At 72.4% G+C, this 22294-nt stretch carries 21 protein-coding genes; 13 read left to right on the top strand and 8 right to left on the bottom strand.

Annotation, left to right across the window (positions count from 1 at the left end; translation table 11 throughout):
• Window positions 1-35 precede the first annotated feature (35 nt).
• The 3 genes from AB0F88_RS19560 to AB0F88_RS19550 all read left to right on the top strand — a co-directional run bounded on the left by AB0F88_RS19560 (window position 36) and on the right by AB0F88_RS19550 (window position 1463).
• Window positions 36-332 (top strand): hypothetical protein, encoded by a 297-nt coding sequence (locus tag AB0F88_RS19560; protein ID WP_362685412.1) that lies wholly within the window; start codon window positions 36-38, stop codon window positions 330-332.
• 60 nt (window positions 333-392) lie between these two features.
• The gene (locus tag AB0F88_RS19555) at window positions 393-1022 is read left to right on the top strand and encodes a TetR/AcrR family transcriptional regulator (protein WP_362685409.1); all 630 of its coding nucleotides are present in this window, start codon (window positions 393-395) and stop codon (window positions 1020-1022) included.
• Between the two features lie 210 nt (window positions 1023-1232).
• Complete coding sequence (locus tag AB0F88_RS19550; RefSeq protein ID WP_362685406.1) at window positions 1233-1463, top strand: DUF3107 domain-containing protein; 231 nt, start codon at window positions 1233-1235, stop codon at window positions 1461-1463.
• 485 nt (window positions 1464-1948) lie between these two features.
• Here the strand turns inward: AB0F88_RS19550 and AB0F88_RS19545 are convergent, their stop codons facing one another.
• A complete protein-coding gene (locus tag AB0F88_RS19545) occupies window positions 1949-2599 on the bottom strand; it encodes a ferritin-like fold-containing protein (protein WP_362685403.1) in 651 nt (216 codons plus the stop codon).
• A 369-nt stretch (window positions 2600-2968) separates the two neighbouring features.
• Here AB0F88_RS19545 and AB0F88_RS19540 point away from each other — a divergent pair, with 369 nt between their 5' ends.
• The 3 genes from AB0F88_RS19540 (at window position 2969) to AB0F88_RS19530 (ending at window position 6846) form a co-directional block, all read left to right on the top strand.
• A complete protein-coding gene (locus AB0F88_RS19540) occupies window positions 2969-4894 on the top strand; it encodes a DEAD/DEAH box helicase (protein WP_362685400.1) in 1926 nt (641 codons plus the stop codon).
• 112 nt (window positions 4895-5006) lie between these two features.
• A complete protein-coding gene (locus AB0F88_RS19535) occupies window positions 5007-5879 on the top strand; it encodes an alpha/beta fold hydrolase (protein ID WP_362685397.1) in 873 nt (290 codons plus the stop codon).
• Window positions 5880-5937: 58 nt separating this feature from the next.
• A complete protein-coding gene (locus AB0F88_RS19530) occupies window positions 5938-6846 on the top strand; it encodes an oxygenase MpaB family protein (protein WP_362685394.1) in 909 nt (302 codons plus the stop codon).
• A gap of 144 nt (window positions 6847-6990) precedes the next feature.
• Here AB0F88_RS19530 and AB0F88_RS19525 read toward each other — a convergent pair whose 3' ends face one another.
• From AB0F88_RS19525 to AB0F88_RS19515, 3 genes are all read right to left on the bottom strand, one after another.
• Window positions 6991-7899, bottom strand: a complete 909-nt coding sequence (locus tag AB0F88_RS19525) for a PD-(D/E)XK nuclease family protein (protein WP_362685391.1) — start codon at window positions 7897-7899, stop codon at window positions 6991-6993.
• The gene (locus AB0F88_RS19520) at window positions 7900-8622 is read right to left on the bottom strand and encodes an MBL fold metallo-hydrolase (protein WP_362685388.1); all 723 of its coding nucleotides are present in this window, start codon (window positions 8620-8622) and stop codon (window positions 7900-7902) included.
• 122 nt (window positions 8623-8744) lie between these two features.
• Window positions 8745-9386: a DUF6758 family protein gene (locus tag AB0F88_RS19515; RefSeq protein WP_362685385.1), complete on the bottom strand. Its 642-nt coding sequence runs from the start codon at window positions 9384-9386 to the stop codon at window positions 8745-8747.
• Window positions 9387-9460: 74 nt separating this feature from the next.
• Between AB0F88_RS19515 and AB0F88_RS19510 the strand changes: the two genes are divergently transcribed.
• Window positions 9461-9859: an NUDIX domain-containing protein gene (locus tag AB0F88_RS19510; protein WP_362685382.1), complete on the top strand. Its 399-nt coding sequence runs from the start codon at window positions 9461-9463 to the stop codon at window positions 9857-9859.
• A gap of 105 nt (window positions 9860-9964) precedes the next feature.
• Here the strand turns inward: AB0F88_RS19510 and AB0F88_RS19505 are convergent, their stop codons facing one another.
• A complete protein-coding gene (locus AB0F88_RS19505) occupies window positions 9965-13231 on the bottom strand; it encodes a hypothetical protein (protein WP_362685379.1) in 3267 nt (1088 codons plus the stop codon).
• A gap of 497 nt (window positions 13232-13728) precedes the next feature.
• On the opposite strand from AB0F88_RS19505, the gene AB0F88_RS19500 reads away from it, so the two are divergent.
• Together AB0F88_RS19500 and AB0F88_RS19495 are read left to right on the top strand one after the other, a co-directional pair.
• The gene (locus AB0F88_RS19500; RefSeq protein WP_362685376.1) at window positions 13729-14352 is read left to right on the top strand and encodes a hypothetical protein; all 624 of its coding nucleotides are present in this window, start codon (window positions 13729-13731) and stop codon (window positions 14350-14352) included.
• On the top strand, window positions 14352-14918 hold the full coding sequence (locus AB0F88_RS19495) for a DUF6529 family protein (RefSeq protein ID WP_362685373.1): 567 nt from the start codon (window positions 14352-14354) through the stop codon (window positions 14916-14918). Before AB0F88_RS19500 ends, AB0F88_RS19495 begins: the two co-directional genes overlap by 1 nt.
• On the opposite strand, the gene AB0F88_RS19490 is transcribed toward AB0F88_RS19495, so the two are convergent.
• Window positions 14908-15849, bottom strand: a complete 942-nt coding sequence (locus AB0F88_RS19490) for a CoA ester lyase (protein ID WP_362685370.1) — start codon at window positions 15847-15849, stop codon at window positions 14908-14910. The genes AB0F88_RS19495 and AB0F88_RS19490 overlap by 11 nt on opposite strands.
• Window positions 15850-16020: 171 nt before the next feature.
• Between AB0F88_RS19490 and AB0F88_RS19485 the strand changes: the two genes are divergently transcribed.
• Window positions 16021-16596, top strand: a complete 576-nt coding sequence (locus tag AB0F88_RS19485; protein ID WP_362685367.1) for a biotin transporter BioY — start codon at window positions 16021-16023, stop codon at window positions 16594-16596.
• A gap of 59 nt (window positions 16597-16655) precedes the next feature.
• On the top strand, window positions 16656-17018 hold the full coding sequence (locus tag AB0F88_RS19480; protein ID WP_362685364.1) for a hypothetical protein: 363 nt from the start codon (window positions 16656-16658) through the stop codon (window positions 17016-17018).
• 162 nt (window positions 17019-17180) lie between these two features.
• Here AB0F88_RS19480 and AB0F88_RS19475 read toward each other — a convergent pair whose 3' ends face one another.
• Complete coding sequence (locus tag AB0F88_RS19475; RefSeq protein ID WP_362685361.1) at window positions 17181-18131, bottom strand: DMT family transporter; 951 nt, start codon at window positions 18129-18131, stop codon at window positions 17181-17183.
• 139 nt (window positions 18132-18270) lie between these two features.
• Between AB0F88_RS19475 and AB0F88_RS19470 the strand changes: the two genes are divergently transcribed.
• Complete coding sequence (locus AB0F88_RS19470; RefSeq protein WP_362685359.1) at window positions 18271-19515, top strand: CBS domain-containing protein; 1245 nt, start codon at window positions 18271-18273, stop codon at window positions 19513-19515.
• Window positions 19508-19987 (top strand): DUF1003 domain-containing protein, encoded by a 480-nt coding sequence (locus AB0F88_RS19465; protein WP_362685357.1) that lies wholly within the window; start codon window positions 19508-19510, stop codon window positions 19985-19987. The genes AB0F88_RS19470 and AB0F88_RS19465 overlap by 8 nt, the downstream gene beginning before the upstream one ends.
• A 157-nt stretch (window positions 19988-20144) precedes the next feature.
• Here the strand turns inward: AB0F88_RS19465 and AB0F88_RS19460 are convergent, their stop codons facing one another.
• The gene (locus tag AB0F88_RS19460) at window positions 20145-22064 is read right to left on the bottom strand and encodes a Xaa-Pro dipeptidyl-peptidase (RefSeq protein ID WP_362685355.1); all 1920 of its coding nucleotides are present in this window, start codon (window positions 22062-22064) and stop codon (window positions 20145-20147) included.
• Window positions 22065-22294: the final 230 nt, after the last annotated feature.

Genomic DNA, 22294 nt, shown 5'->3' with positions numbered 1-22294 from the left:
CCGAAGCCCGGATGACGACAGGGGATGTCAGACATATGAACGCGCGCGGCGACACATCGCACGGGAAAACGGTCGACGACCTTCCCGAGGAGCTCTCCGTCGAGACGCCCGAGGCCGACGCCGCCGAGCAGCACCGGCCGGTGCGCGAGAACGGCTCCGAGGCGCCCGTCGACCTCCCGGCCGAGGTGGACCCCGCCGACGCCGCCGAGCAGAGCCGCACGGTGCGCGAGGAGGAGCCGGAGTGGCCCGACTCCATCCCCCTGGAGGCCGATCCCGCGGACGCCTTCGAGCAGCGGCGCACCGTCGAGCTCGACGAGGACGATTATCGCTGACCCGGGTTACCCACGCGTAGGATGGCCACAGACGCCAGGAGCTTGACACGAGGAGACCACGTGACCGCCACCCCGGACGCCAAGCCCCGGGGCACCCGGCTGCCCCGGACGGCCCGCCGCCGCCAGTTGCTCAGCGCGGCGCAGGAGGTGTTCGTGGAGAACGGCTACCACGCGGCCGCGATGGACGAGATCGCCGAGCGGGCGGGGGTCAGCAAGCCGGTCCTCTACCAGCACTTCCCCGGCAAGCAGGAGCTCTACCTGGCCCTGCTCGACCTGCACGTGGACGACATGATCACCCGCTGTCGCGACGCCCTCGCCTCCACCACGGACAACAAGCAGCGCGTCCAGGCCGCGATCGGCGCCTTCTTCGACTTCGTCTCCAGCCAGGGTGAGGCGTTCCGGCTGGTGTTCGAGTCGGATCTCCGTAACGTCGCCCCGGTCCGCCAGCGCATGGAGCGCAACCTCCGCGAGAGCGCCGAGATGATCAGCCAGGTCATCCAGGAGGACACCGGCTGCTCCAGCGACGAGGCGCGCCTGCTCGGCGTCGGGCTCGTCGGCATGGCCGAGGTCAGCGCCCGTTACTGGATCAGCAGCAACGGCTCCATCCCCAAGGACGCGGCCACCCAGCTCATCGCCCGCCTGTCGTGGCGCGGCATCTCCGGCTTCCCCCGCACCGTCGCCGACCACTGAGGGACCCCGGGCGTCACCCGCGCTCCCGCGCCGGCCCGGGCCGGTTTTCCCGCGCCCTCGCCGGGCGTCTCGGCGATCCTCCGGCGTCCCCGGCCCCCGACCGGCCGTTCGCTTGACGCGATCATCTGTTCGCTTGGCGCGATCAACCGGCGCGTCGGCCCCCCTGTGGGGCGACCATGGGACGAGCAACCCTCATCGAAAGGGAGCACGATGGAAATCAAGATCGGCGTACGTTCCGTACACCGTGAACTCGTAGTGGAGACCGACCTCACCGCCGAGCAGCTCGAGAGCGAGATCAGCGCCGCCCTCTCGTCCGGCAGCGGTGTCTTCACCATCACCGACGTCAACGGCCGGAAGATCATCGTCCCGGTCGCCTCACTCGGCTTCATCGAGATCGGCGAGGAGGAGGCGCGCCCCGTCGGCTTCGGCGGCACGCTCTGACGGATTCCGGGCTCGCGCCAGGCCGTCCTTCGCGGCATGGCGCGGTCCGCGGATCCGGCGCGAGCGTGGCCCTCAGCCGCCCGAGCACTCGTCCCGCTCGCCGAGCCCGCAGCAGCGCGGGCGCCTGACACGGCGGAGATGCTCCCGCCCCCGGCTGATGGCCGGACAGCCCCCGCCTCCCCTGCGCAGCACGGGACGCGAAGTCCAGCGGTTCGGCCCACATCTCGTCAAGGAACTGCCATAGCGGCGCGAGGCCCTCATGTCCCGCACGCTACCGGATTCGTCCGCAGTGCTCCGGCGTTCAGGCCAAAGGTGAAGCGGACTCTCCCACGTGACGGGGCGGAAAGCACCGGTTCGTCACCACGGCGGACCCGCCCCGGGGCGTCGCCCGCGTCCGGCACCCGGGGCGTCGCCCGCGTCCGGTCCCGCCGGGCGGGAGCGGCGGTCACGACGGCCGGAAGGCCGGTGGAGGCCCGGCCGCCGCGCTACGGGCCCGGGGTCAGCCCCAGGGCGGCCATCCGCTGGCCGTGCTTCTCGGTCAGCCGGGCGAACATCCGGCTGATGTCCTCCCCGGCCGCCTCCACCAGCAGGGCCGCGAGCTCGGGCCTGGCGGCGGCGACGTGCTGTCCCTGGCTCAACGCCTCCCCCACCATGCGCCTGGCCCACAGCGCCAGCCTCCCGGCCTGTCTGGGATCCTCCTGGAGCGCCGCGCGGACCCTCTCGACGGCGAACTGCGACCGCCCCTCGTCCGCGAGGACCTCGTCGACGAGGCTCCGCGTCTCGTCGTCCACGCCGATGGCCGCCTCGCGGTAGAAGTCGAGCGCGATCCCCGTGCCGACGTACGCCTTGACCAGAGCCTCCAGCCAGTCTCCGGGGAAGGTCAGGGCGTGCCAGTCGTCCAGCGGCCCGGTGAACGGCGCCATCGCCTCCTCGGGATCCACCCCGAGGGAGGCGAGCCGGTCGCGGAGCAACTCGAAGTGCGCGTACTCGGCCGCCGCGAGGCCGCCGAGGGCCGCCCGGTCGGTCAGCGAGGGGGCGTACCTGGTGGCGTCCTCGGCGAGTCTGAGGAAGGCGGTCAGCTCGGCGTAGGCGAGGACACCGAGCAGGTCGGAGACGCCGGGAGGGGAATCGCTCATGGACGCAGCCTACGAGCTGAGCGACCTCGCGATTCACCAGGAACAAGAAGAAATCGGTTCTCCGTTGTGGTATCGAGTACACTGCTCTGTGAAAGTGCGACCGCACCGTGTTAATCCGGGATATCCACTCCCGGACGCCCCCAAAAGTCGGCGTGACGCCGCAGCGGTCGCTGATGACATGAGAGGGCTGGACCTTCCGCGAGGACCCGGCACGGGGAACACGTTTTCTGCCCGTGGTCCCGGCAGGCCTGCCTTCAACGGAGATTTAGGCAGGCCAAGCTGACGACGTTCCGAGACCTCGGAGTCACCCCAGAGATCGCCGATGCCCTTGAGACCGAGGGCATCATCGCGCCGTTCCCGATCCAGGAAATGGCACTCCCCCTGGCCCTCAACGGCCAGGACATCATCGGCCAGGCGCGCACCGGCACCGGCAAGACCTACGCCTTCGGCGTGGCGATGCTGCAACGTGTCGGCAAGCCGAGGAAGAACCGCAAGAAGCCCCGCGGGCTGGTCGTCGTACCGACCCGCGAGCTCGCCGTCCAGGTCACCGAGGACCTCGTGACGGCGGCCGGCAAGCTCGGCTCGCGGATCCTCACCGTGTACGGCGGGCGCGCCTACGAACCCCAGATCGAGGCGCTCAAGCAGGGCGTCGACGTCATCGTCGGCACCCCGGGCCGCCTGCTCGACCTGGTCAAGCAGAAGCACCTCGACCTCAGCCAGATCGGGACGCTCGTCCTCGACGAGGCCGACCGGATGCTCGACCTGGGCTTCCTGCCCGACATCGAGCGCATCATCAAGCTCATCCCCGCGGAGCGGCAGACGATGCTGTTCTCCGCGACCCTGCCGGGCGAGATCGTCGCCCTGTCCAGGCGTTACCTCACCCGCCCCACCCACGTGCGGGCCGAGAACAACGACATCGAGGCCGAGGCGACCCCGCAGACGACGCAGTTCGTCTGGCGCACGCACCGGATGGACAAGATCGAGATCGTCGGCCGGCTGCTGCAGTGCGAGGGCCGCGGGCTCACGATGATCTTCTGTGAGACCAAGCGCGCCTGCGACATGGTCGTCGAGCAGCTCAAGGAGCGCGGCTTCGCCGCCGCGGCCGTGCACGGAGACCTCGGTCAGGGCCAGCGCGAGCAGGCCCTGCGGGCCTTCCGCAACGGCAAGATCGACGTGCTGGTCGCGACCGACGTCGCGGCGCGCGGCATCGACGTCGACGACGTCACCCACGTCGTCAACTACGACTGCCCGCAGGACGAGAAGGCGTACGTCCACCGGATCGGCCGCACCGGCCGGGCCGGCAAGACGGGCGTCGCGGTGACCTTCGTCGAGTGGGAGGACCTCACTCGCTGGAAGGTCATCAACAACGCGCTCTCGCTCCCCTTCCCCGAGCCGGTCGAGACCTACTCGACCTCCCCGCACGTCTTCAGCGACCTGGGCATCCCCGAGGGCACCAAGGGCGTGCTGCCGCGCGCCAACCGCTCCCGGGCGGGCCTGGCCGCCGAGGAGGTCGAGGATCTCGGTGAGACCGGCCGGATCCGCTCCCGCGCTCCCCGTAAGGGGCGCGAGGACGACTCCCGCAGGGGACGCGAGGACGATCGCGAGGAGCGCCGCGAGCGCCCCGCGCGCACGTCCCGCGAGCGCCGTCGCACCCGCGGAGGCCGTACCGGCGAGGAGATCCCCGCGCCGGTCGTGGCCGAGGAGGTTCAGCCCCCTGTCGTCGAGATCGCCGAGGTGGAGACGAACGTGGCACCCCGCAGGGACGTCCGTGACGAGCAGCCCGCCGAGACCGCGCCCCGCAGGGGCCGGGCTCGCAAGGCCGGGCTGAACCCCGAGGTGAGCCTGGTCGGCACGACGGCAGAGGCCCCGGCGGACCCGGTGGCCCCGCTGGCCCCGGTTCACGCCGAGCCCGCGGCGGAGGAGCCGGTTCGCCGGCAGCGCCGTGGCAGGCGCGAGCAGCCGGCGGACATCCCGGCGACCCCGGCGATCGCGGAGGCCCCTCCGGCTCCGTCGTGGGCCGAGGAGCGGGTGGCGGAGTTCACGGATCGCGGAGAGGACGACGACACCATGGCAGAGCGCTGGGACGACGAACCCGTGGTGGAGGCCTCCAAGCCCCGGCCGCAGCCCGAGAAGATCATTCCCCCGAGCCCGTTCGCGGTGATCTTCAAGTCGCCGGACCTGGCGTCGGACGACGACGAGATCGCCCCCTCGGCGGCCTCGGAACGCGTGCAGAGCCGTCGCCGCCCGCCGGTGCGCGGCGGCCAGCAGCAGCGGGGAACGCGTCGCCCCAACTAGCAAGTGTCACCATGAGAAGGGGCGCGACCATGTCGGTGGCGCCCCTTTTCACGCTCCCGGCCCCTTCCGGACGCACGGAGCGATGTCACCAAGAGAGGTATCGTGGGGCCACGTGAGTACGCCGCGTTTTCTGACCCTGCCTCCTGGCGTCCGCTCTCGCCAGATCGAGACGGCGGTGGGCGCCTTCGCCGTACTGGAGGCCCTGCCCGTCAGCGGCATCCCCGAGCGGTGGCCCGCCCTGCTGGTTCCCGGCCTGACCGGCAGCAAGGAAGACTTCATCGCGGTCCTGCAGACGCTCGCGCAGTCGGGCCGTCAGGTCGTCGCGATCGACATGCGCGGCCAGTTCGAGACGAGCGGCCCTGACGACAGGAGCGCCTACACCTGCGCCGCGCTCGGCAACGACGTCGACGTCCTGGCCCAGGTGATCGGCCACGGCGGCCCGATCCACCTGGTCGGCCACTCGTTCGGCGGCCTGGTCACCCGGGAGGCGGTCATCGACGGCCGCACCCGGTTCGTGTCCTACACGCTCATGAGCTCCGGGCCCGGCGCGATCGTCGGGCCTCGCGAGCGCGCGGGCCGCTTCATGATCTCGGAGTTGCCCGGCGTCGGCCTGGAGCACCTGTGGCACACCCGGATGGAGCCCGAGGCCCTGGCCTCGGGGGTGTCCGACGAGATCATCGCCTTCCTGCGCAAGCGGCTGTTCGCCAACTCGCCCGTCGGCATGCTCACGATGACCGAGGAGGTGCTCTCCGCGCAGGACCGGTGCGACGAGCTCACCCAGGTCGGGGTCGACACCCTGGTCCTGTACGGCGAGCACGACGACGGCTGGCCGCCGCGCATGCAGTCGGAGATGGCCCGCCGCCTGGACGCCGACTGCGTGGTCGTCCCCGGCGCGGCCCACTCCCCGGCGGTGGAGGCCCCGGAGACCACGGCCGCCGCCCTCATCCGCTTCTGGAACGCCGCCGAGAGCCGTCTGAGGAGCTGACCGGCCGGGGCGGTCCCGTTGGACGGGTCGCCGGCCGCCGTGTAACCATGTGCCGACCATGGCGAGCATCGAGGACATCGTCGTCCAGCCCCCGCACACCGTGACGTGGCTGGTGCACATCGACCGCTCCATGTGGATCGGCGGGGTCGGCGGTCTCATGCTCCAGGCCCTGCACCCGCTCGCGATGCGCGGGGTCTGGCAGAACTCCGACTTCCGGCGGGATCCGTTCGGGAGGCTCCGCCGTACGGCCGACTTCGTGGGCAGGGTCACCTTCGGCAGTCCCGCGGAGGCCGACGAGATCGGCCGCCGCGTCCGGGGGATCCACCGGCGGCTGCGCTTCGACGACCCCGGCACCGGCCGGGTCCGCCGGGTGGACGACCCGGAGCTGCTGCTGTGGGTGCACTGCGCGGAGGTCTCCTCCTACCTGTCCGTGGCACGGCGGGCGGGCCTGGGGCTCGACGACCGCCAGGCCGACCGCTACCTGGCCGAGCAGCGCCGCAGCGCCACCTACGTCGGCCTGCACGCCGAGGACGTGCCCGGCTCCGTGGCGGAGCTGGACGACTACTTCGCCGCGACGCGCCCGCTGCTGAGGGTCACCCCCGAGGCCGTGTCCACGGTCCGCTTCCTGATGTGGCCGCGCCTGCCCGCCGGGCTGCGCGCCCTCACCCCCGGCAAACCCGCCTACTTCCCCTTCGGGGCGCTCTGCTACTACGCGCTGCCCGGCTGGGCCAGGCGGATGTACGGCGTGCTGCCCGAGGTGCCGCCGGGTGCGGTGACCGCGGCGCTGAGGGCGTTCCGGCTGGCCGTGGGCGCGCTTCCCGAACGTGTCCACGACCGGGCGTTCATGCCGGCCACCCGCGAGATGCTCGCCGCCTCGCGCGAGCGGCTCGGCGCGGCGGGCTACGACATGGCCGGAGGGCTCAGGGGACTGACCGACCCGCGCCGCTGGCCGTCCCGGCCCTCCTGACGGCACCGGCGACACGCTCTCGCGAATGCGACCCCGCGGCCCCGGGGGCCGGGCCCCGGGCCCGGCACCGGGCGCCGTGCGGTTCGGCGGCCGGTCCGCCGAGCCGGGCGCGAGCCTCGAGCACGGCCGGGCGGGTCTCGCGGCTCAGTCGGCGAGAGCGGCCCAGGGCTCGCGGTCGTCGCCCGCGGCCTGGCCCTCGGGGCAGTGGCGGCGGAAGTCGCACCACGAGCACAGCGGGCCCGTACGGGGCGGGAAGACCGCGTCGATCTCGGAGGGCACCGCGGGCGGGGTGCGGTCGCCCTCGCCGCGCGCCCGGGGCGGGGCGGTCCCCTTGGGCCGGGTGGTGGCCGACCACTCCCTGTAGCGCTCGTCGGCCTCGGAGGCCTCGACGGCGATCTCCTCGGCGTGGCCCAGGTGGCGGGCCAGCGACTCGTCGGTGTGCTCCCACTCCACGATCGAGGCGGTCGGCAGGTGGTGCAGCTCGACCCGGTGGCAGGGGCGGCGCATCATCCGGGAGGAGGCGATGGCGTAGACCGCCAGCGCGAGCGAGGAGCGGGCGTCGTCGGTGCTCAGCGGGCGGCGGCCGGTCTTGTAGTCGACCACGACCAGCTCCTCGCCTCGCCGGTCGAGCCGGTCCACGCGGCCGGAGAGCGCCACGACGGAGGTGCGCGTGGCGACCGTGCGCTCGACGCCGACCGGCTCGGCGGACGGGTCGAGGCTCGCCACGTATCCGGAGACCATCTCCCCGGCCCGGTCGCGCCAGGTCCGCGACTGCTCGGCGTCGCGGAACCCCTCGTTGATCCATCCCCTGGTGAGCAGGCTCGCCGCGACCTCGGGCGTGCGCCGCTCGTACGGCTCGCGCCACCAGGCGGCCAGGGCGTTGTGCACGCTGGCGCCCACGCTGTTGTGGGCCCACGGCGGGCCCTTCTGCGGCGTGGGCCGGTCCATGTAGGTGAACCGGTAGCGGCGGGGGCAGTCGAGCCAGTTGTTCAGCCGCGACGGCGTGCAGGCGTAGAGCCGCCGCGGCATGCCCTCCAGGGGAAGCTGGTCCATCTAGAGCAGGTCGTTCCGGGGATTCAGCCGGATTCCCGCCGCGCGCGTGCCGTCGGTCAGCGGACCCTCCTCCTCCGGCGCCTCGGGGCCGCGGGTCAGCGAGCCGGAGAGCCAGGCGTCGAACTGGGGCTCCAGATCGCCGATGGTGGTCTCCTCGCCGTGCGCGGGCAGCACCCGGGTGCGGTGCGGCAGGGTGAACAGGCGCCCGCCGATGGCGGTCAGCTGGTCGGCCAGGGCGGGATACTCACCGCCGATCCTGCCGGGGCCGTCGGCCTGGAGGGTCTTGCCGGTGAAGACCACGTCAAGGGCCTCGCAGTACAGCGAGACGCCGCCGTGGGAGATGCCCGGGGTGGACATGACCTCAAGCTGGACGCCGCCGACCTCGAACAGGCCCTCGTCCTCCATGTCGATGTCCGGCCAGGTGTCGGGCCAGGTCAGCCGCCACAGCGGCCGGTCCTTCGGGTGGAGTGCGACCACCGCCTCGTCTCTGGCCGCGACCTCGATGGCCGCGCCCACGTGGTCGGGCAGGCCATGGGTGCAGATGATCGCCAGCACCTCCCGCTCGCCGACCTTCTCCAGGATCTTCTCCGCGTCGCGCGCGGCGTCGATGACGATGACATCCTCGTCGTCACCCAGGATCCACGTGTTGTTCTCGACCTTGTGCTCGACGCCGTCGACATCGACGACGCCCTCGGTCACCACTCGCTCGATACGCGCTGTCACGCTTCCGAACTTTACTGCCTCACCCCGCCTTCCGGTTCGGACGCGAGGGTCAAGGCTCCGGAGAGGGAACGGGCGGGGAGGGCGAGGGCGGCCCGGGCGGGGAGGCGGGCGCGCGGGCGGTTTCAGGGTGCCGGGGCGTCCAGACGCGGGGAGAACGCCCCGAAGGGCAGGTCGAGGGTCTGGTCCTGGTCGCGCAGGTCGCGCAGGGACAGCTCGGCCAGGGTGATCAGGTAACCGGCCTCGGCCGGCCACACCACCGCCCAGAACCAGTTTCCCAGCGCCTCACCCGCGTAGACGGCCCGGTCGGGGGCCGCGGTGACGCACCACAGGGCGGCCGGATGGCCCCTGACGGCGATCTTGGCGTGCGGCGGGCCCTTGTCGAACCCGGTCCCCGGATCGGTGCCCTCCAGCCCCGCGAACGCCGCGCCGAGCCCCACTCCGGGCTCCTCGGCGATGATCAGCATGTCGGCGGGACCGTGGATCAGCGAGGGACCGGAGAGCGCGACCACGGTGGCCCGCACGTCGCTGCGCTCGTCGCCCACCTCGCCGAACCCCGTGACCAGCCACCCCGTGGGCAGCGGCCAGGGGACCCAGACGGGCACGCGGGAAGCTCGGGTGACGGCCTCCACCGCGGCGGAGGACGGAGGTCTGGGTGGCTGGAACGGCAGGACATCGCCGTGGGGACCGCATCTCCAGGAGCTTGACCAAGCACTCGGCGGACGAAGCGGGCCGAAACACCGTGGGCACGTAGGGGCGGCTTTCACGACTACCCACGCTGCTTCTTCGGCGGGCCATCCGTCAAGAGGCTTGGTCGTTATCACAACGTAATCTTTTCCACGTGCGCGTAAATTGTGTCGGAGCGATCATCCTTGACGGCTCGGGGCGGATGCTCCTGGTCCGCCGTGGCCGGCCGCCCGGTGAGGGCCTGTGGTCCGTCCCCGGCGGGCGGGTCGAACCCGGGGAGTCCGATCCCGAGGCGGTCGTCAGGGAGGTCCTCGAGGAGACCGGCCTGACGGTCGTCCCCGGGCTCCTGGCCGGGACCGTCGACCGCCCCGGCCCCGGCGGCGCCGTCTACGAGATCCGCGACTACCTCGCCGTCGTCTCCGGTGGCACGCTCGCCGCCGGGGACGACGCCGCGGACGCCCGCTGGTTCGCCCCCGGGGAGCTCGCGCGCCTCCCCCTCGCCCCGGGCCTGCTGGACGCGCTGGTCGAGTGGGCGGTCATCGCGCCCGGGTGAGCTCGCGGGGTCCGGTCACGGGACCGCCGCGAGCCCGGGGCGCCGTGCTCCCCGGCGCTCCCCGGTGCTTGCCGGCGCTTGCCGGCGTTTCCCGGCGCCTGCCCGTCATCGCGACGAGGTGAGCGTGGAGCGCCACAGGGTGAGGTGGTCCGCGCTGTAGGTGGTGGAGCGGCCCAGGGCCACCACCTGGCCGCCGGAGACCGCCACCGCGCCGAGCCACTGGGCGCCGTCGCCGTCCAGGCTGCCCTGGCTCGGGGTGTGGCGCTGCCACTTCAGCCCGTCCTCGGAGGTCCAGGCCGCGCTGTCTCCGGCTCCCGGCGCCCCGTGCCAGCCGACGGCCACCACGCCCTCCGGCGTCGCGGCGAGGTCCTGGACGGCGGACGCCCGGTCCGCGGGGAACCAGGAGAACTCCCAGCTCGCCCCGTTGTCGTCCGACACCGCGCCGAAGGCCTTCACGCCGTCCTCGGTCCTGGCCGTGCCCGCCGCGACGACGTACCCGCCGTACAGGACCACGTGCCGCAGGCCCGCGGACGTCGCCCCCGGGGGCAGGACCGGTTTGCGCGCGGTCCAGTTGACCCCGTCGGCCGACACCCAGACCACCCCGGTCTCGCGCTCGGCCGTGCCGGTGCCGCCGACCGCCACGTACCCGGACGAGGTCGCCGAGACGTCGTGCAGCCGCACCCCCGTACCGCCCGCGGGAAGCTTGGCCGCCCTGGAGTAGCGCTTGAGGTCGGTGGAGAACCACAGGACGGGCACGGTGGCGGCGGGCCCGCGGTCCTCGCCCGCGATGACGTAGCCGGACGGCCCCGCCGCCACCGCGTGCGGGGCGAGGAAGTCGTGGTCGCCCGCCGGGGCGAGGGGACCCAGCACCGGCACCCTGCGCCAGCTCTGCCCGTCGGAGGAGGTGAGCAGCAACGGCTCGGTGGAGGAGGCGTCGGTCATCGTGCTGCCCGCCGCCAGCCAGCCCCGCCTGCCGTGCGCGACGTCGGCGAGCGCCTGCCGCCTGGGGCCGCCGAGGAGCTGCGCCGGGCCGCCCGCCTTCCAGTTCTCGCCGCTCGCGCTGCTCCAGATCCCGGCGTCGCCGGAGACCGCGCCGACCGCGACGAACCTGCCGTCGCCCGCGGCCACCCTGGCCGTCTCGCGGGCGGCTCTGGCGAGGCCCTGGATCCCGCTCAGGGGCACCGGTCTCGGCTCGCCGCCCTTGGGCGCGGTGATGAGGACCACCCGGTTGTCCACGTCGGCGGCGCGCTCGTCGCCGCCGACGACGAGCGTGCCGGTGTCGGACAGCGCGAGCGCCCGCAGCGAGCCCGGCACCTCGCCGAGGTCGGTGGTCCTGCTCCAGTCGCGGCCGTCCTCGCTGGTGTGGACGGTGTAGCGCTCGAAGCCCGACTCGACGACCGCGGCCACCCCCGCCGAGGAGGAGGCGAGGCGCTTGACGCCCGTGCCCTCGGGCCCCAGGCCGGTGATGGTGCCGCAGGCCTTCCAGTCGGCGCCCTCGGGCGAGCAGTAGACGCGGACCTCGCCCTTGTCGCTGCGCTGCTGGGTCGGTACGAGCACGAACCCCCCGGCGGCCACGGCCAGCGCGCCCGGCTCCGGGACGACGTCGTTGAGCGCGGTACCGGTCCGCTGCCAGCTCCTGCCCCCGTCGGCCGAGCGCAGGATGACCGAGGTGGACTGGCCCTGGGCCGGGTCCGCCAGCGCGACGACGGCGTCCCCCCTGGCGACGACCGCCTTGATGCCGCGCACCTTGTCCGGCATGCCGATCTCCCGGGTCTCCACCCGGTCCCAGGCCCGCCCGTCCGGGGAGACCCAGGCGACGGCCCCGGTGGTGCCGTCCTCCAGTACGGCCGCGCCGACCGCGACGAACCCGGAGGCGGTCCTGGCCAGATCCATGATCTTGTCCCCGCGCGTGAAGGCGCCCAGCTCGCCGGGGTCGGCGGCGGTCCAGCCCTGGCCGTCGGAGCTGGTCCACAGGCCGTGCCCGGAGCCGAGGGGGTCGTTTCCCGCGGCCAGCCAGAGGCCGTCGCCGCCCGCCACCCGGCCCACCGTGGTCGGTCCCGTCTCGTACCCCTCCGGGCCGGTCACCTTGCCCAGCTGCCAGGTCGCGCCGCCGTCGGGAGAGACCAGGAACAGCGGTCTGGGGACCGGGCTGGTGGTGTCGCTGCCGACCGCGACCATGACGGAGCCCACCGAGGCCACCGCGTTGAGCACCTGGTTGGATCCGTTGCCGCCGACACCGGCCTGCGGCACGAAGTTGTCGTCGCCCGAGCTCACCTCGTCGCCGACCAGCCGGAGACCGGTGGCGAACGGGCTGCTCACCCAGCCCCACAGGACCAGGCCGCCGCCGACCGCGACGGTGAGGACCATGACCATCAGGAACGGGATCACCAGGCCCCGGCCGCGCCTGCGCCTGGTCGGGGTGGAACGGCGTACGGCGGAGGGCGCGCTGGCCGGGCGGTGGTGCCGCCCGCCGTTCGGCCCCCGCCTGTCGGGCGGGCCCTGCGCGACGAGCAGGTCGGGCCTGGCGGGCCTGCCACCGGGCGGGCGCCCCACCCGGCGTACGGGTTCGAAGTCGTCCTCGACCGGCACGGAGGACCGCTCGGGCCCGGCAGTCCACCCGGGTCCGGGGCCGGGCGCCGATCCGCGATCCGGACCGGCGTCCGGCCTGGCCCGCGCTCCGGTTTCCGTCCCGGGCTCGGGGCCGGGTTCCGGAGCCGGTTCCGGCGTCGCCGCGATGCTCGGCTCGACCCTGATCCGGTCCTCGGGCGCGGGTGGCGGCAAAGGCTCCGTCCGTTCGTCCCTCACCGGCTCCCGGGGTGGCGCCGAGGCGACCAGGAGATCGGGGCGCTGCGCCCTTCTCCTGCCCCTGCGCTCGGGAGCCGGCCCGGAGGCGACCAGGAGATCCGGACGGTCCACCAGACGCGGCCGCCCCTGCTCGGGCGTGGCGTGGCGTCCCGGCCCCGCGGGCCTCTCCTCCGCGGGCCCCTCCTCCGCGGGCGGGGGATCGGCGGCGACAGGGCCGGCGGGAGGCTCCTGCGGGGGCGGCGGTCCGGCGGGCCGGGCGGGAGGCTGGGGTGCGGGGCCGTAGGGGCGGGCGTACGGGCGGCGGCGCTCGCCTCCCAGTCCCTCGGGGCGGGCCCGGGGCGGCTCGCCGTCGTCCGGGGTGGGTGCCGCGAACGGCGGGAGCATCCACGGGGAGGCCATGGGGCGCCCTCGCGCCCCGTCGTCGGCGGGGCCCGGCGGGGAGTGCTGGATCGTCGGCGGGGACGTGTGGGACTCCTGGGACCCGCCTTCGTGCACAGCATCGTCGTGAACGCCGTCGTCGTCCGCCGGCCACTCTCGCGAGCGCGGGTCGTGGGGGCCCGAGGCCACGCTCAGCACCTCCTCGCAGGAAGCCCGTTCCAGTCCGGAGTCACCACCCCGGACCGTTCCAGTCGTCTCCGTAACAGCAGGCCGCAACCCCTACGGATGCGGCGAATCGCACGCGACCCTACTACTACCCCGTTCTCCGGAAACGATCACCTCCCGCGGCCGGATACCCGGCTCCCGTCCGTACACAGTCAAGAGCAACACGTCCGGGCCGCGATGACGAGACCTCTCTAGTCAGATTTATCAACCGAGCGCCCGAATTGTCATGCCTTATCCTTTAAATTTCAAAAACATCAGCCACTGGAAGATCCCCCGAACCCCCCGTCGCGAGGACCGGACGGCCGGCGAGCCCGAGATCATCTCGGCGTCGTCCGCCCGTGTGCGGATTAGTTCACAGACTTCCGGAACGACGGCATGTACACCTGACTTACAACCCACCACCCCAGGGAGCGGATATGACACGGCTGGGGCCCGTATACACACTGGCGGCAGGAGCGGTGATGGCCGTCGCCCTCGGCGTGGCCAGCGCCACCACCTCACCCACCACACAGACCGTCAACGCGCAGGACGACGCACCCCCTCCGGTGGCCCAGGCCACCACGGTGGCGTCGCCGACGCCGGAGCCGGAGGTCGTCAAGACGGCCAAGCCCACCCCCGTCAAGGCCGACTACGCCGGGCGGGTCACCGGCAACGGCGGGCTGATCGCCATCTCCATCAGGAACGGCAAGGCGGTCGGTTACTTCTGCGACGGCAAGATCGAGGCCTGGATGAAGGGCAGGGCCGCCGACGGCAAGGTCACCCTGTCCGGGCGCCACGGCGCCTCGCTCACCGCCCGGCTCGGCGGCGGCAGGGCCGCGGGGAGCCTCGGTTTCGACGGCAAGGAGTGGGACTTCAAGGCTCCGACCGTGAAGAAGCCCTCCGGCCTCTACCGGGCGACCGCGCTCGTCCGCGGCGCGAACGTCCGCGCCGGATGGATCTACCTCGACGACGGCACCCGGGTCGGCCTCACCCTCGTGGGCGACAAGGTCGCCGACGTGGCGATCCCCGAGCCGGGCGAGAACGCCGTCGTGAACGGCGTGGAAGTAGATCCGCAGGACGTCGACGAGTTCATCGAGGGGTTCTGATGAGTGACACGCAGATCACACCCGTCCAGCACCGGCAGCCGAACAACCTCGCGCCGCTCCTCGTCCCGCTCGTCGTCGGCGGGCTGGTCGCGGTCGGGCTGGGCGTCTACGGCCGGGTCCACGCGCCCACCGGGTACGCGATCGGCCTGGCCGGATTCTCCGGGGCGCTGGCCATGAAGGCCTGGCTCACCACCGGCGCGTTCCTGCTGGCACTGGTCCAGCTCTTCTCGGCCCTGGTCATGTGGGGCCGGATCAAGCTGGACGTGCCGTGGATCGGGACCCTGCACCGCTGGTCGGGGCGGGTGGCGTTCATCCTGACGATCCCGGTGGCGCTCCACTGCCTGTACGCGCTCGGCACCCAGTTCGACGTGCCGCGCGTGATGATCCACTCGCTGCTCGGCTGCTTCTTCTACGGTGTCTTCACCGCGAAGATGCTGTCGCTGCCCAAGCGGGGCCTGCCCGGCTGGACCCTCCCGGTCCTCGGCGGGCTGACCTTCGTCGCCCTGACCGGCCTCTGGCTGACCTCGTCGTTCTGGTTCTTCACCACCATCGGGGTCAAGCTGTAGGCGGGGTGAAGGCCGTGGTGCGCCGCAGCCCGGCGGCCCTGCCCTTCGCCGCGACCACCAGCGCCATCTTCCTGGACGCCTCGTCGATCATCTCGTCGCCGAGCATGACCGCGCCGCGCCTCTCGACCGTCGTGTAGTACTCGTACGCGTCGAGGATCAGCTCGGCGTGGTCATAGTCGTCCTGCGACGGCGAGAACACCTCGTTCGCGACCTCGATCTGGGAGGGGTGCAGCACCCACTTCCCGTCGAACCCGAGCGCCGCGGCCCGCCCCGCCACCCGCCGGAACCCGTCGAGGTCCTTGATCGCCAGGTACGGGCCGTCGACGGCCTGCAGGTCGTGCGTCCTGGCGGCCATCAGGATCCGCATCAGGATGTAGTGGTAGGCGTCGCCCTCGGTGTAGCCGGGCGGCTGCTCGCCGACCACCAGGGTCCGCATGTTGATCGAGGCCATGAAGTCGGCCGGGCCGAACACGAGCGTCTCCAGGCGCGGGGACGCGCCGCCGATGGCGTCCACGTTGACCAGGCCCCTGGCGTTCTCGATCTGGGCCTCGATGCCGATCCGGCCGACCGGGAGACCGTTCGCCCTCTCGATCTGGGTGAGCAGCGTGTCGAGCCACATCACCTGGGCCGCGTCCTCCACCTTGGGCAGCATCAGGCAGTCGACGAACTCCCCCGCGCCCTCCACGACCTCGATGACGTCCCGGTAGGTCCACTGGGTGCCGAGGTCGTTGACCCGGACGACCCTCGTCCTGCCCGACCAGTCGCCCTCGCGCAGGGCGGCCACGATGTTCTTGCGCGCGCCCTCCTTGGCGAGCGGCGCGACGGAGTCCTCCAGGTCGAGGAAGACCTCGTCGGCGGGGAGCCCCTGTGCCTTCTCCAGAAATCTGGGGTTGCTGCCGGGCACCGCGAGACACGATCGTCGGGAACGCATGGGGAACACGCTAACGCCCGCCCGGGGACGGACGACAGGCCGGAGGGACGTTGCGGACGTTATGGCGTCCGCACAAAGACCCCGCCCTGTTCTTGGCGATGATCTCGTAGGACCCTTGCCGGAGATGTCAGAAGAATGGACATCAAGAATCTGCCAAAGGAGACCAGCACCATGGCAAACGCTTCTTCGGTGGCCAGGCCCGCCGTACTGTCCGACCTCATCCCGGCCTCCCGCGTCCGCGACGTCGCGCTCGTGGTCGGCGGCGCCGCCCTGACGGGCCTGGCGGCGCAGCTCAGCTTCCCGCTGCCCGGCTCGCCGGTGCCGGTCAGCGGCCAGACCTTCGCGGTCGTGCTGGTCGGCGCCGCCCTCGGCATGAACCGCGCGGTGCTGAGCATGGCGCTCTACATGCTGGCCGGCGTCGCGGGCGTGCCGTGGTTCGCCGACGGCGCCTCCGGCTTCGGCGGAGCCTCCTTCGGGTACGTCATCGGCTTCGTCGCCGCGGCGGCCGTCGTCGGCAAGCTCGCCGAGCGCGGCGGCGACCGCACCGTCCCGCGCACGATCGGCACGATGATCCTCGGCAACCTGGTCATCTACGCCTTCGGCCTGCCGGTCCTCGTCGCCGTCGCCCAAGTGGACCTCGCCACCGGGCTCGCCCTGGGCGTGGTGCCCTTCCTGCTGGGCGACGCCCTCAAGATCGTTGTCGCGGCGGAGCTCCTCCCGGCCGCCTGGAGGCTCTCGCGGCGCTGACCTCGTGGCGTGTACGGCCTGTACCGCCATTCGGGGGGCGCAGGCCGTACATTCGTCTCATGGGCGTGATCGAGGAGGGCGCGAAGAAGTCGAGCGTCCTGTGGCTGTCGCTGGACCGGCCCCGGCTGGCCTGGCACACCTGGCACGACGGCGCGATCTACCTGGTCACCGGCGGGGGCGAGCAGCCGCTGCCGGGGCTGGCCGAGGCCGGGGAGGTGCGGGTGACGCTGCGCAGCAAGGACAACGGCGGGCACCTGGTGGCCTTCGAGGCCTCCGTGGAGGTGGTGGACCAGGCGAAGGCCCCCGACGCGGTCGCGGCGCTCGCCAAGGAGCGGCTCAACGCCCCCGACGGCGCGAGGCTCCTGGAGCGCTGGGCGGCGGCCTCCAAGGTGATACGTCTCGTCCCGCGCGAACCCGCCTGACCGCCGCCGTCCGGCACGGCCCCCTCCGGCCGCCGGGTCCGTCCGGCGACGCTCGTCCCGGCTCGCACAAGCCCATCCCGGCTCATAGCAGCTCAACCCGGCTCGTAGAAGCTCAGCCCCGCTCATAGCAGCTCAGCCCGGCTCATGCCGGTTCATCCAGGTTCACCCCACGGGGGCCGGTTCCCCGGTCTCTCGCACGGGTACGGGCGCGGGCAGCGCGGCCGTGGCCCGCTGGGCCAGGTAGGCGCCGACCAGGACGATCACGCCGCCCGCGATCTGGAAGGGCCCGAGCGCCTCGCCCAGCAGGATCCAGGCGACCACCGCCCCGGCGATGACCTCCAGCGAGGCGACCGTGGAGCCGATGGCGGCCGACAGGCGGCGGATCGCGAGCACACCGAGGATGTAGGCGGCGGCCGTGGCGACCACGATCAGCCAGACCAGCGCCCCGACGACCGGCAGCGTGTGGCCGCCCTCGGGGGTGGCCGTCCCGCTGATCGCCCCCCAGGGGATGTTCCACGGCCGGGAGATCGGCAGGAGCGCCACGGCGGCCCCGAGCAGGCCCCAGGCGATCAGGCCGAGCGGGTCGATGTCGTCGCCGAAGCTGTCGCTGAGCAGGAAGTATCCGGCGCAGCCCGTCATCGCGGCGAAGGCGAGCAGCAGTCCCACCGGGTCGAGGGCGAGACCCGACCAGACCTCCACCACGATGCCGAGCCCGACCACGGCGACGACGGCGCCGACGAAGGCCGCCCGCGGCAGCCGTACCCGCCGGACGAAGCGCACCCAGAGCACCACCACCACCGGCGAGGTGTACTCGATCAGCAGGGTGACGCCGACCGGCAGCCGGGTGATCGCCGCGAAGAACAGCGCCTGCACACCGGCGACCGCGATCATCGCGTACGCCAGGAGGAACGGCAGCCGCGAGCGGGGGATGCGCAGCGCCGAGGGCCGGGCGACCGCGAGGATGCCGACGAGCAGCAGCCCGGCGCCCGCCATGCGGATCCAGACCGCCTCCAGCGGGGCCAGTCCCGCCGCGCCCAGGTATTTGGCCATGGGTCCCGAGAAGGCGAAGCACAGGGAGGACGCGAGCGCGATCAGCAGTCCTGCACGTCTCATGACCCACCGTTTCTGTAATTACCGTTAAGCACGTTTGATGCTGGCATGTCGGTATATCGGACAGCAAGCCGATTCCGGATTGTGAGCCGGGGTGCGTGGCAGCGACCGGTCGGCCCGAGATGCGGCCTACGCTTCAGATGTGAGGATCTTCATCGCGCGTCTCGCCGGCACCCCGGTCTTCGACCCCGCCGGGGACCAGATCGGCCGGGTCCGCGACGTGGTGGTGGCCATCGCCGGCAGCGCGCCACCGCACGTGCACGGGCTGGTCGTCGAGGTGCAGCCCCGGCGCAGGGTCTTCCTGCCGATCACCCGGATACGGTCCGCCAAGGCCGGCGCCGTCGTCTTCAGCGGCCAGCTCAACATGCGCAGGTTCGAGCAGCGGGCGACCGAGACACTGGCCATCGCCGAGCTGCTCGACCTCCGGGTGGAGGTCGACGGCGAGCGGATGACGGTCCTGGACCTGGCCATGGAGGAGACGAGAGGCTCCGAGTGGCTGATCACCAAGGTCGCGGTGGTCGGGAGTCCCCCCGGCATAGGACTGCGCCGGCGCGGCGCGACCAAGATCGTCGACTGGGGCGAGGTCCGCGGCTTCGGCGCCGTCCAGAAGGACCAGGGCGCGGCCAACCTGCTGGTCGCCTTCGAGTCGATGCGCGCCGCCGACCTGGCCGGGGCCCTGCACGAGCTGCCCGACAAGCGGCGGGTCGAGGTGGCGGCGGCCCTGGACGACGTACGGCTCGCGGACGTGCTGGAGGAGCTTCCCGAACGGGACCAGATCGGCATCCTGAGCAGGCTCGCCCCCGAGCGGGCCGCGGACGTGCTGGAGGAGATGAACCCCGACGACGCGGCCGACCTCCTCCAGGATCTCCCCGCCGAGCAGGCCGAGGCGCTGATGGCGCTCATGGAGCCCGAGGAGGCCGCGCCGGTCAGGCGGCTGCTGATCTACCCCGAGAACACGGCGGGCGGGATCATGACGAGCGAGCCGGTGGTCCTGCCGCCGAACGCGACGGTCGCCGAGGCGCTGGCCAACATCCGCCAGCGCGAGCTCACCCCGGCGGTGGCCGCGCAGGTCTACGTGGCCCGGCCGCCCGTCGAGACGCCCACCGGCCGCTTCCTCGGCCTGGCCCACTTCCAGCGGCTGCTGCGCGAGCCGCCCTCGACCCTGCTGGGCGGCATCCTGGACACCTCCCTGGACCCGATCAGGCCGGGGTTCAGCCTGAACCAGGTGACCTCCTACCTGGCCAACTACAACCTCGTCGCGGCTCCCGTGGTGAACGAGGCGGGCCGCCTGGTCGGCGCCGTCACCGTGGACGACGTGCTCGACCACCTGCTGCCGGAGGACTGGCGTGAGCGGGACGACCGGCCGAGGGGGGGCGACGATGCCTGACCGCCTCGACCAGCCCAGGCAGCCCGGCCCGCGGTTGCGCCCCCACTACGACCCCGAGGCGTTCGGGCGGCTGTCGGAGCGGATCGCCCGCTTCCTCGGCACCGCCAGGTTCCTGGTCTACATGACGGGTTTCGTCGCCCTCTGGGTCCTGTGGAACGTCCTCGCCCCCCCGTCGCTGAAGTTCGACCCCTACCCGTTCATCTTCCTGACGCTGATCCTGTCGCTCCAGGCCTCGTACGCGGCGCCGCTGATCCTGCTCGCCCAGAACCGGCAGGACGACCGCGACCGGGTCCAGAACGAGCACGACCGCAGGGCTGCGGAGCGCAACCAGGCCGACCTGGACTACCTCACCCGGGAGATCGCCGCCCTGCGGATGGCGCTCGGCGAGGTGGCGACCCGCGACTACATCCGCTCGGAGCTGCAACGCCTGCAGGAGGACCTCCAGGAGCCCCAGGAGTCCGTGGAGTCGTGAGCCGGGGTTCCCGGGCCGCCCGGCCCTCCCGCCCGGCGGACGCGCGGGCCGAGCACCGTACCCGGTGACACGGGACGGGGGGTGAGCCCGGCGTCCCGCCCGGCTCACCCCCCGCGGGCCTCCTGAGGATCAGGGGCCCCTGGAGATCACTCCTGGATCAGAAGAACCGGTTCTCCGGCTCCGGCAGGTCCAGCTGCCTCGGGCCACTCCACCTGGCCGTGTCCTTCGGCACGTCGTCGCTCCGCAGGGTGCTGATCGCCAGCGGCAGGAGCACCCTGCTCCCGGCCAGGTCGACGGTGACGTTCGCGCCGGTGGCCGTCTCGTCGCTGTAGGTCGAGTCGGTGCCCGCGATCACGAGGGCCAGCCTGTGCCCCTTCTTGAAGACGTAGTCCTGCGGCAGCGTCTCCCAGCTCACCCTGCCGTAGGTGCCCGCGGGCAGCGGCGAGGGCGTGCTGAGCGAGTCGCGGTTCTGCACGTCGATCCAGCCCCGGGCGACGATCTCCAGGGGGCGGGTGGCCCGGTTGGTGACGACCTGCTTGTAGCAGGCGTCGTCGTCGGCCGTGCTCTCGCCGTGGCAGCTCTCCTCGGTGACCGTGGTGATGCCCTGGCCGCGCCGCCAGTCGATCCGGGTGTCCTCGCCGAAGTCGACGAGGAGCGCGGTCAGGTTCGAGGTGGGCTTGTCGAGCGCGACGCGCAGGTCCACCACGGGAGTGCCGGACAGGCGCAGGTCCAGCGGCAGCGCGCCGGTGGTGAAGGCCACCCTCCCCGGCTTGACGGTGCCGACGTCGGCGACCATCGCCTCCTCGGACTGGCGGATGTCGGTGAACGTGGCGGTCTGGCCCCTCTTCGCCGGTACGAGGCCGAACGAGCCGTCGGCCGCGGGGCGGAAGGGGACCTTCAGGGCGAGCGGGGCGGGCCAGTCGCGCTGGGTGGTCCAGCGGTCGAGGCTGCTCTGCACGTCGGCGCGGGGCTCGCGCATGATGCCGTTCTGCACGCCGAGCAGCCAGTGGTCGAACCAGCGGTGCAGCGTGTCGACCCAGATGTCACGGCGCCCCTCGAAGTCGAAGGGGTCCACGTGCTGGTACTGCCCGACCCAGATCTTGCGGGGTACGTTCCGGTCGGCCAGTGCCTTCCACCATGTGGAGAAGTTGTCGGGCATGACGTTGAGGTCGTTGACCGTGTGCACGGCGAAGACGCTGGCGCGCACCTTGGAGACGTCGGCCAGCGAGCCCGCGATGTAGTCGCGCTCGGCCCAGAAGCCGTTGTAGTTCCCGGTGTCGTCGCCGTCCTCGGCGTCCAGGCGCGCCCAGGTGGCCGCGCACTTGTCCGTGGGGTCGCTGTCGACGTAGTTGCCCAGCCACGACATGTAGTCGTAGTTGTAGATCACCCCGTTGGAGCGCTGGTACTTGTACCAGGAGCTGATCGCCGAGATCGGGACGATCGTCTCCAGCCCCTGCACGCCGGTCGCCGCCACGGCGTTGGCCAGCGTGCCGTCGTACGACTTGCCGATCATCGCGGCCTTGCCGGTGGTCCAGTCCGCGACCGCGGGCGTGCCGTCGGCGCGGTAGGCGGTGGCGCGGCCGTTCAGCCAGTCGATGACGGCCTTGCCGCCCAGCACGTCGGCCCGCCCTCCGACGTCGGGACAGCCGTCGGACCTGGTGGTCCCGATCATGTCGACGTTGAGGACGGCGTAACCACGCGGTACGAAGTAGTTGTCGTAGTACAGGGGAAACTTCGTGACGTTCCCGGCGGCGTCGTAGACCTTCCGCTCGGCCTCGTTCCCCCGGCCGGAGTTGTCGTAGTACGGGCTCTCGTCGATGATCACCGGCACCTTGAGCCCGGGACCGGACTCCTTCGGCCTGATGATGTCGACCCGGACCCGGTCCGGCCTGCCGTCGGCGTCACTGTCGACGCTCGACTCGACGTAGACGTGCTCGCGGACGGCGTCGGCGTACGAGAAGACCGGCTGGGTCCGTCCCTGCTCGACGGTGAGAGAGGGTTGGGCGGCCGCGTGGGCCGGGGTGACACCCGCCGCGACCACGATGAGGGCGGTGAGGGCTGCTCGTAACGTTGGCATCGCGCCTCCGCATTAGTCGTGAATATCCGCAATCTCCACGAGTGTCCGTATGACCGGCAAGATCCTTTATGCGTTCGACATCACTCTGGGTCTGGCATGTGACATGGCGCCCGGCGGCCTTGTCCGAAAGAGGGGTCAGAACGGGCAGGGCGGGGTCGCGGCAGGACGGAAACCCGTCATGGCGCTCGGAAAGAGCCCGCGGGCGGTCCTGGGAGCGCCCCGGCGGCACT

The organism is Streptosporangium sp. NPDC023963 (assembly GCF_040639135.1).
Lineage (GTDB): Bacteria > Actinomycetota > Actinomycetes > Streptosporangiales > Streptosporangiaceae > Streptosporangium.
Note: the sequence above shows the minus strand (reverse complement) of the source record. Positions and strands in the feature narration are given on the sequence as shown.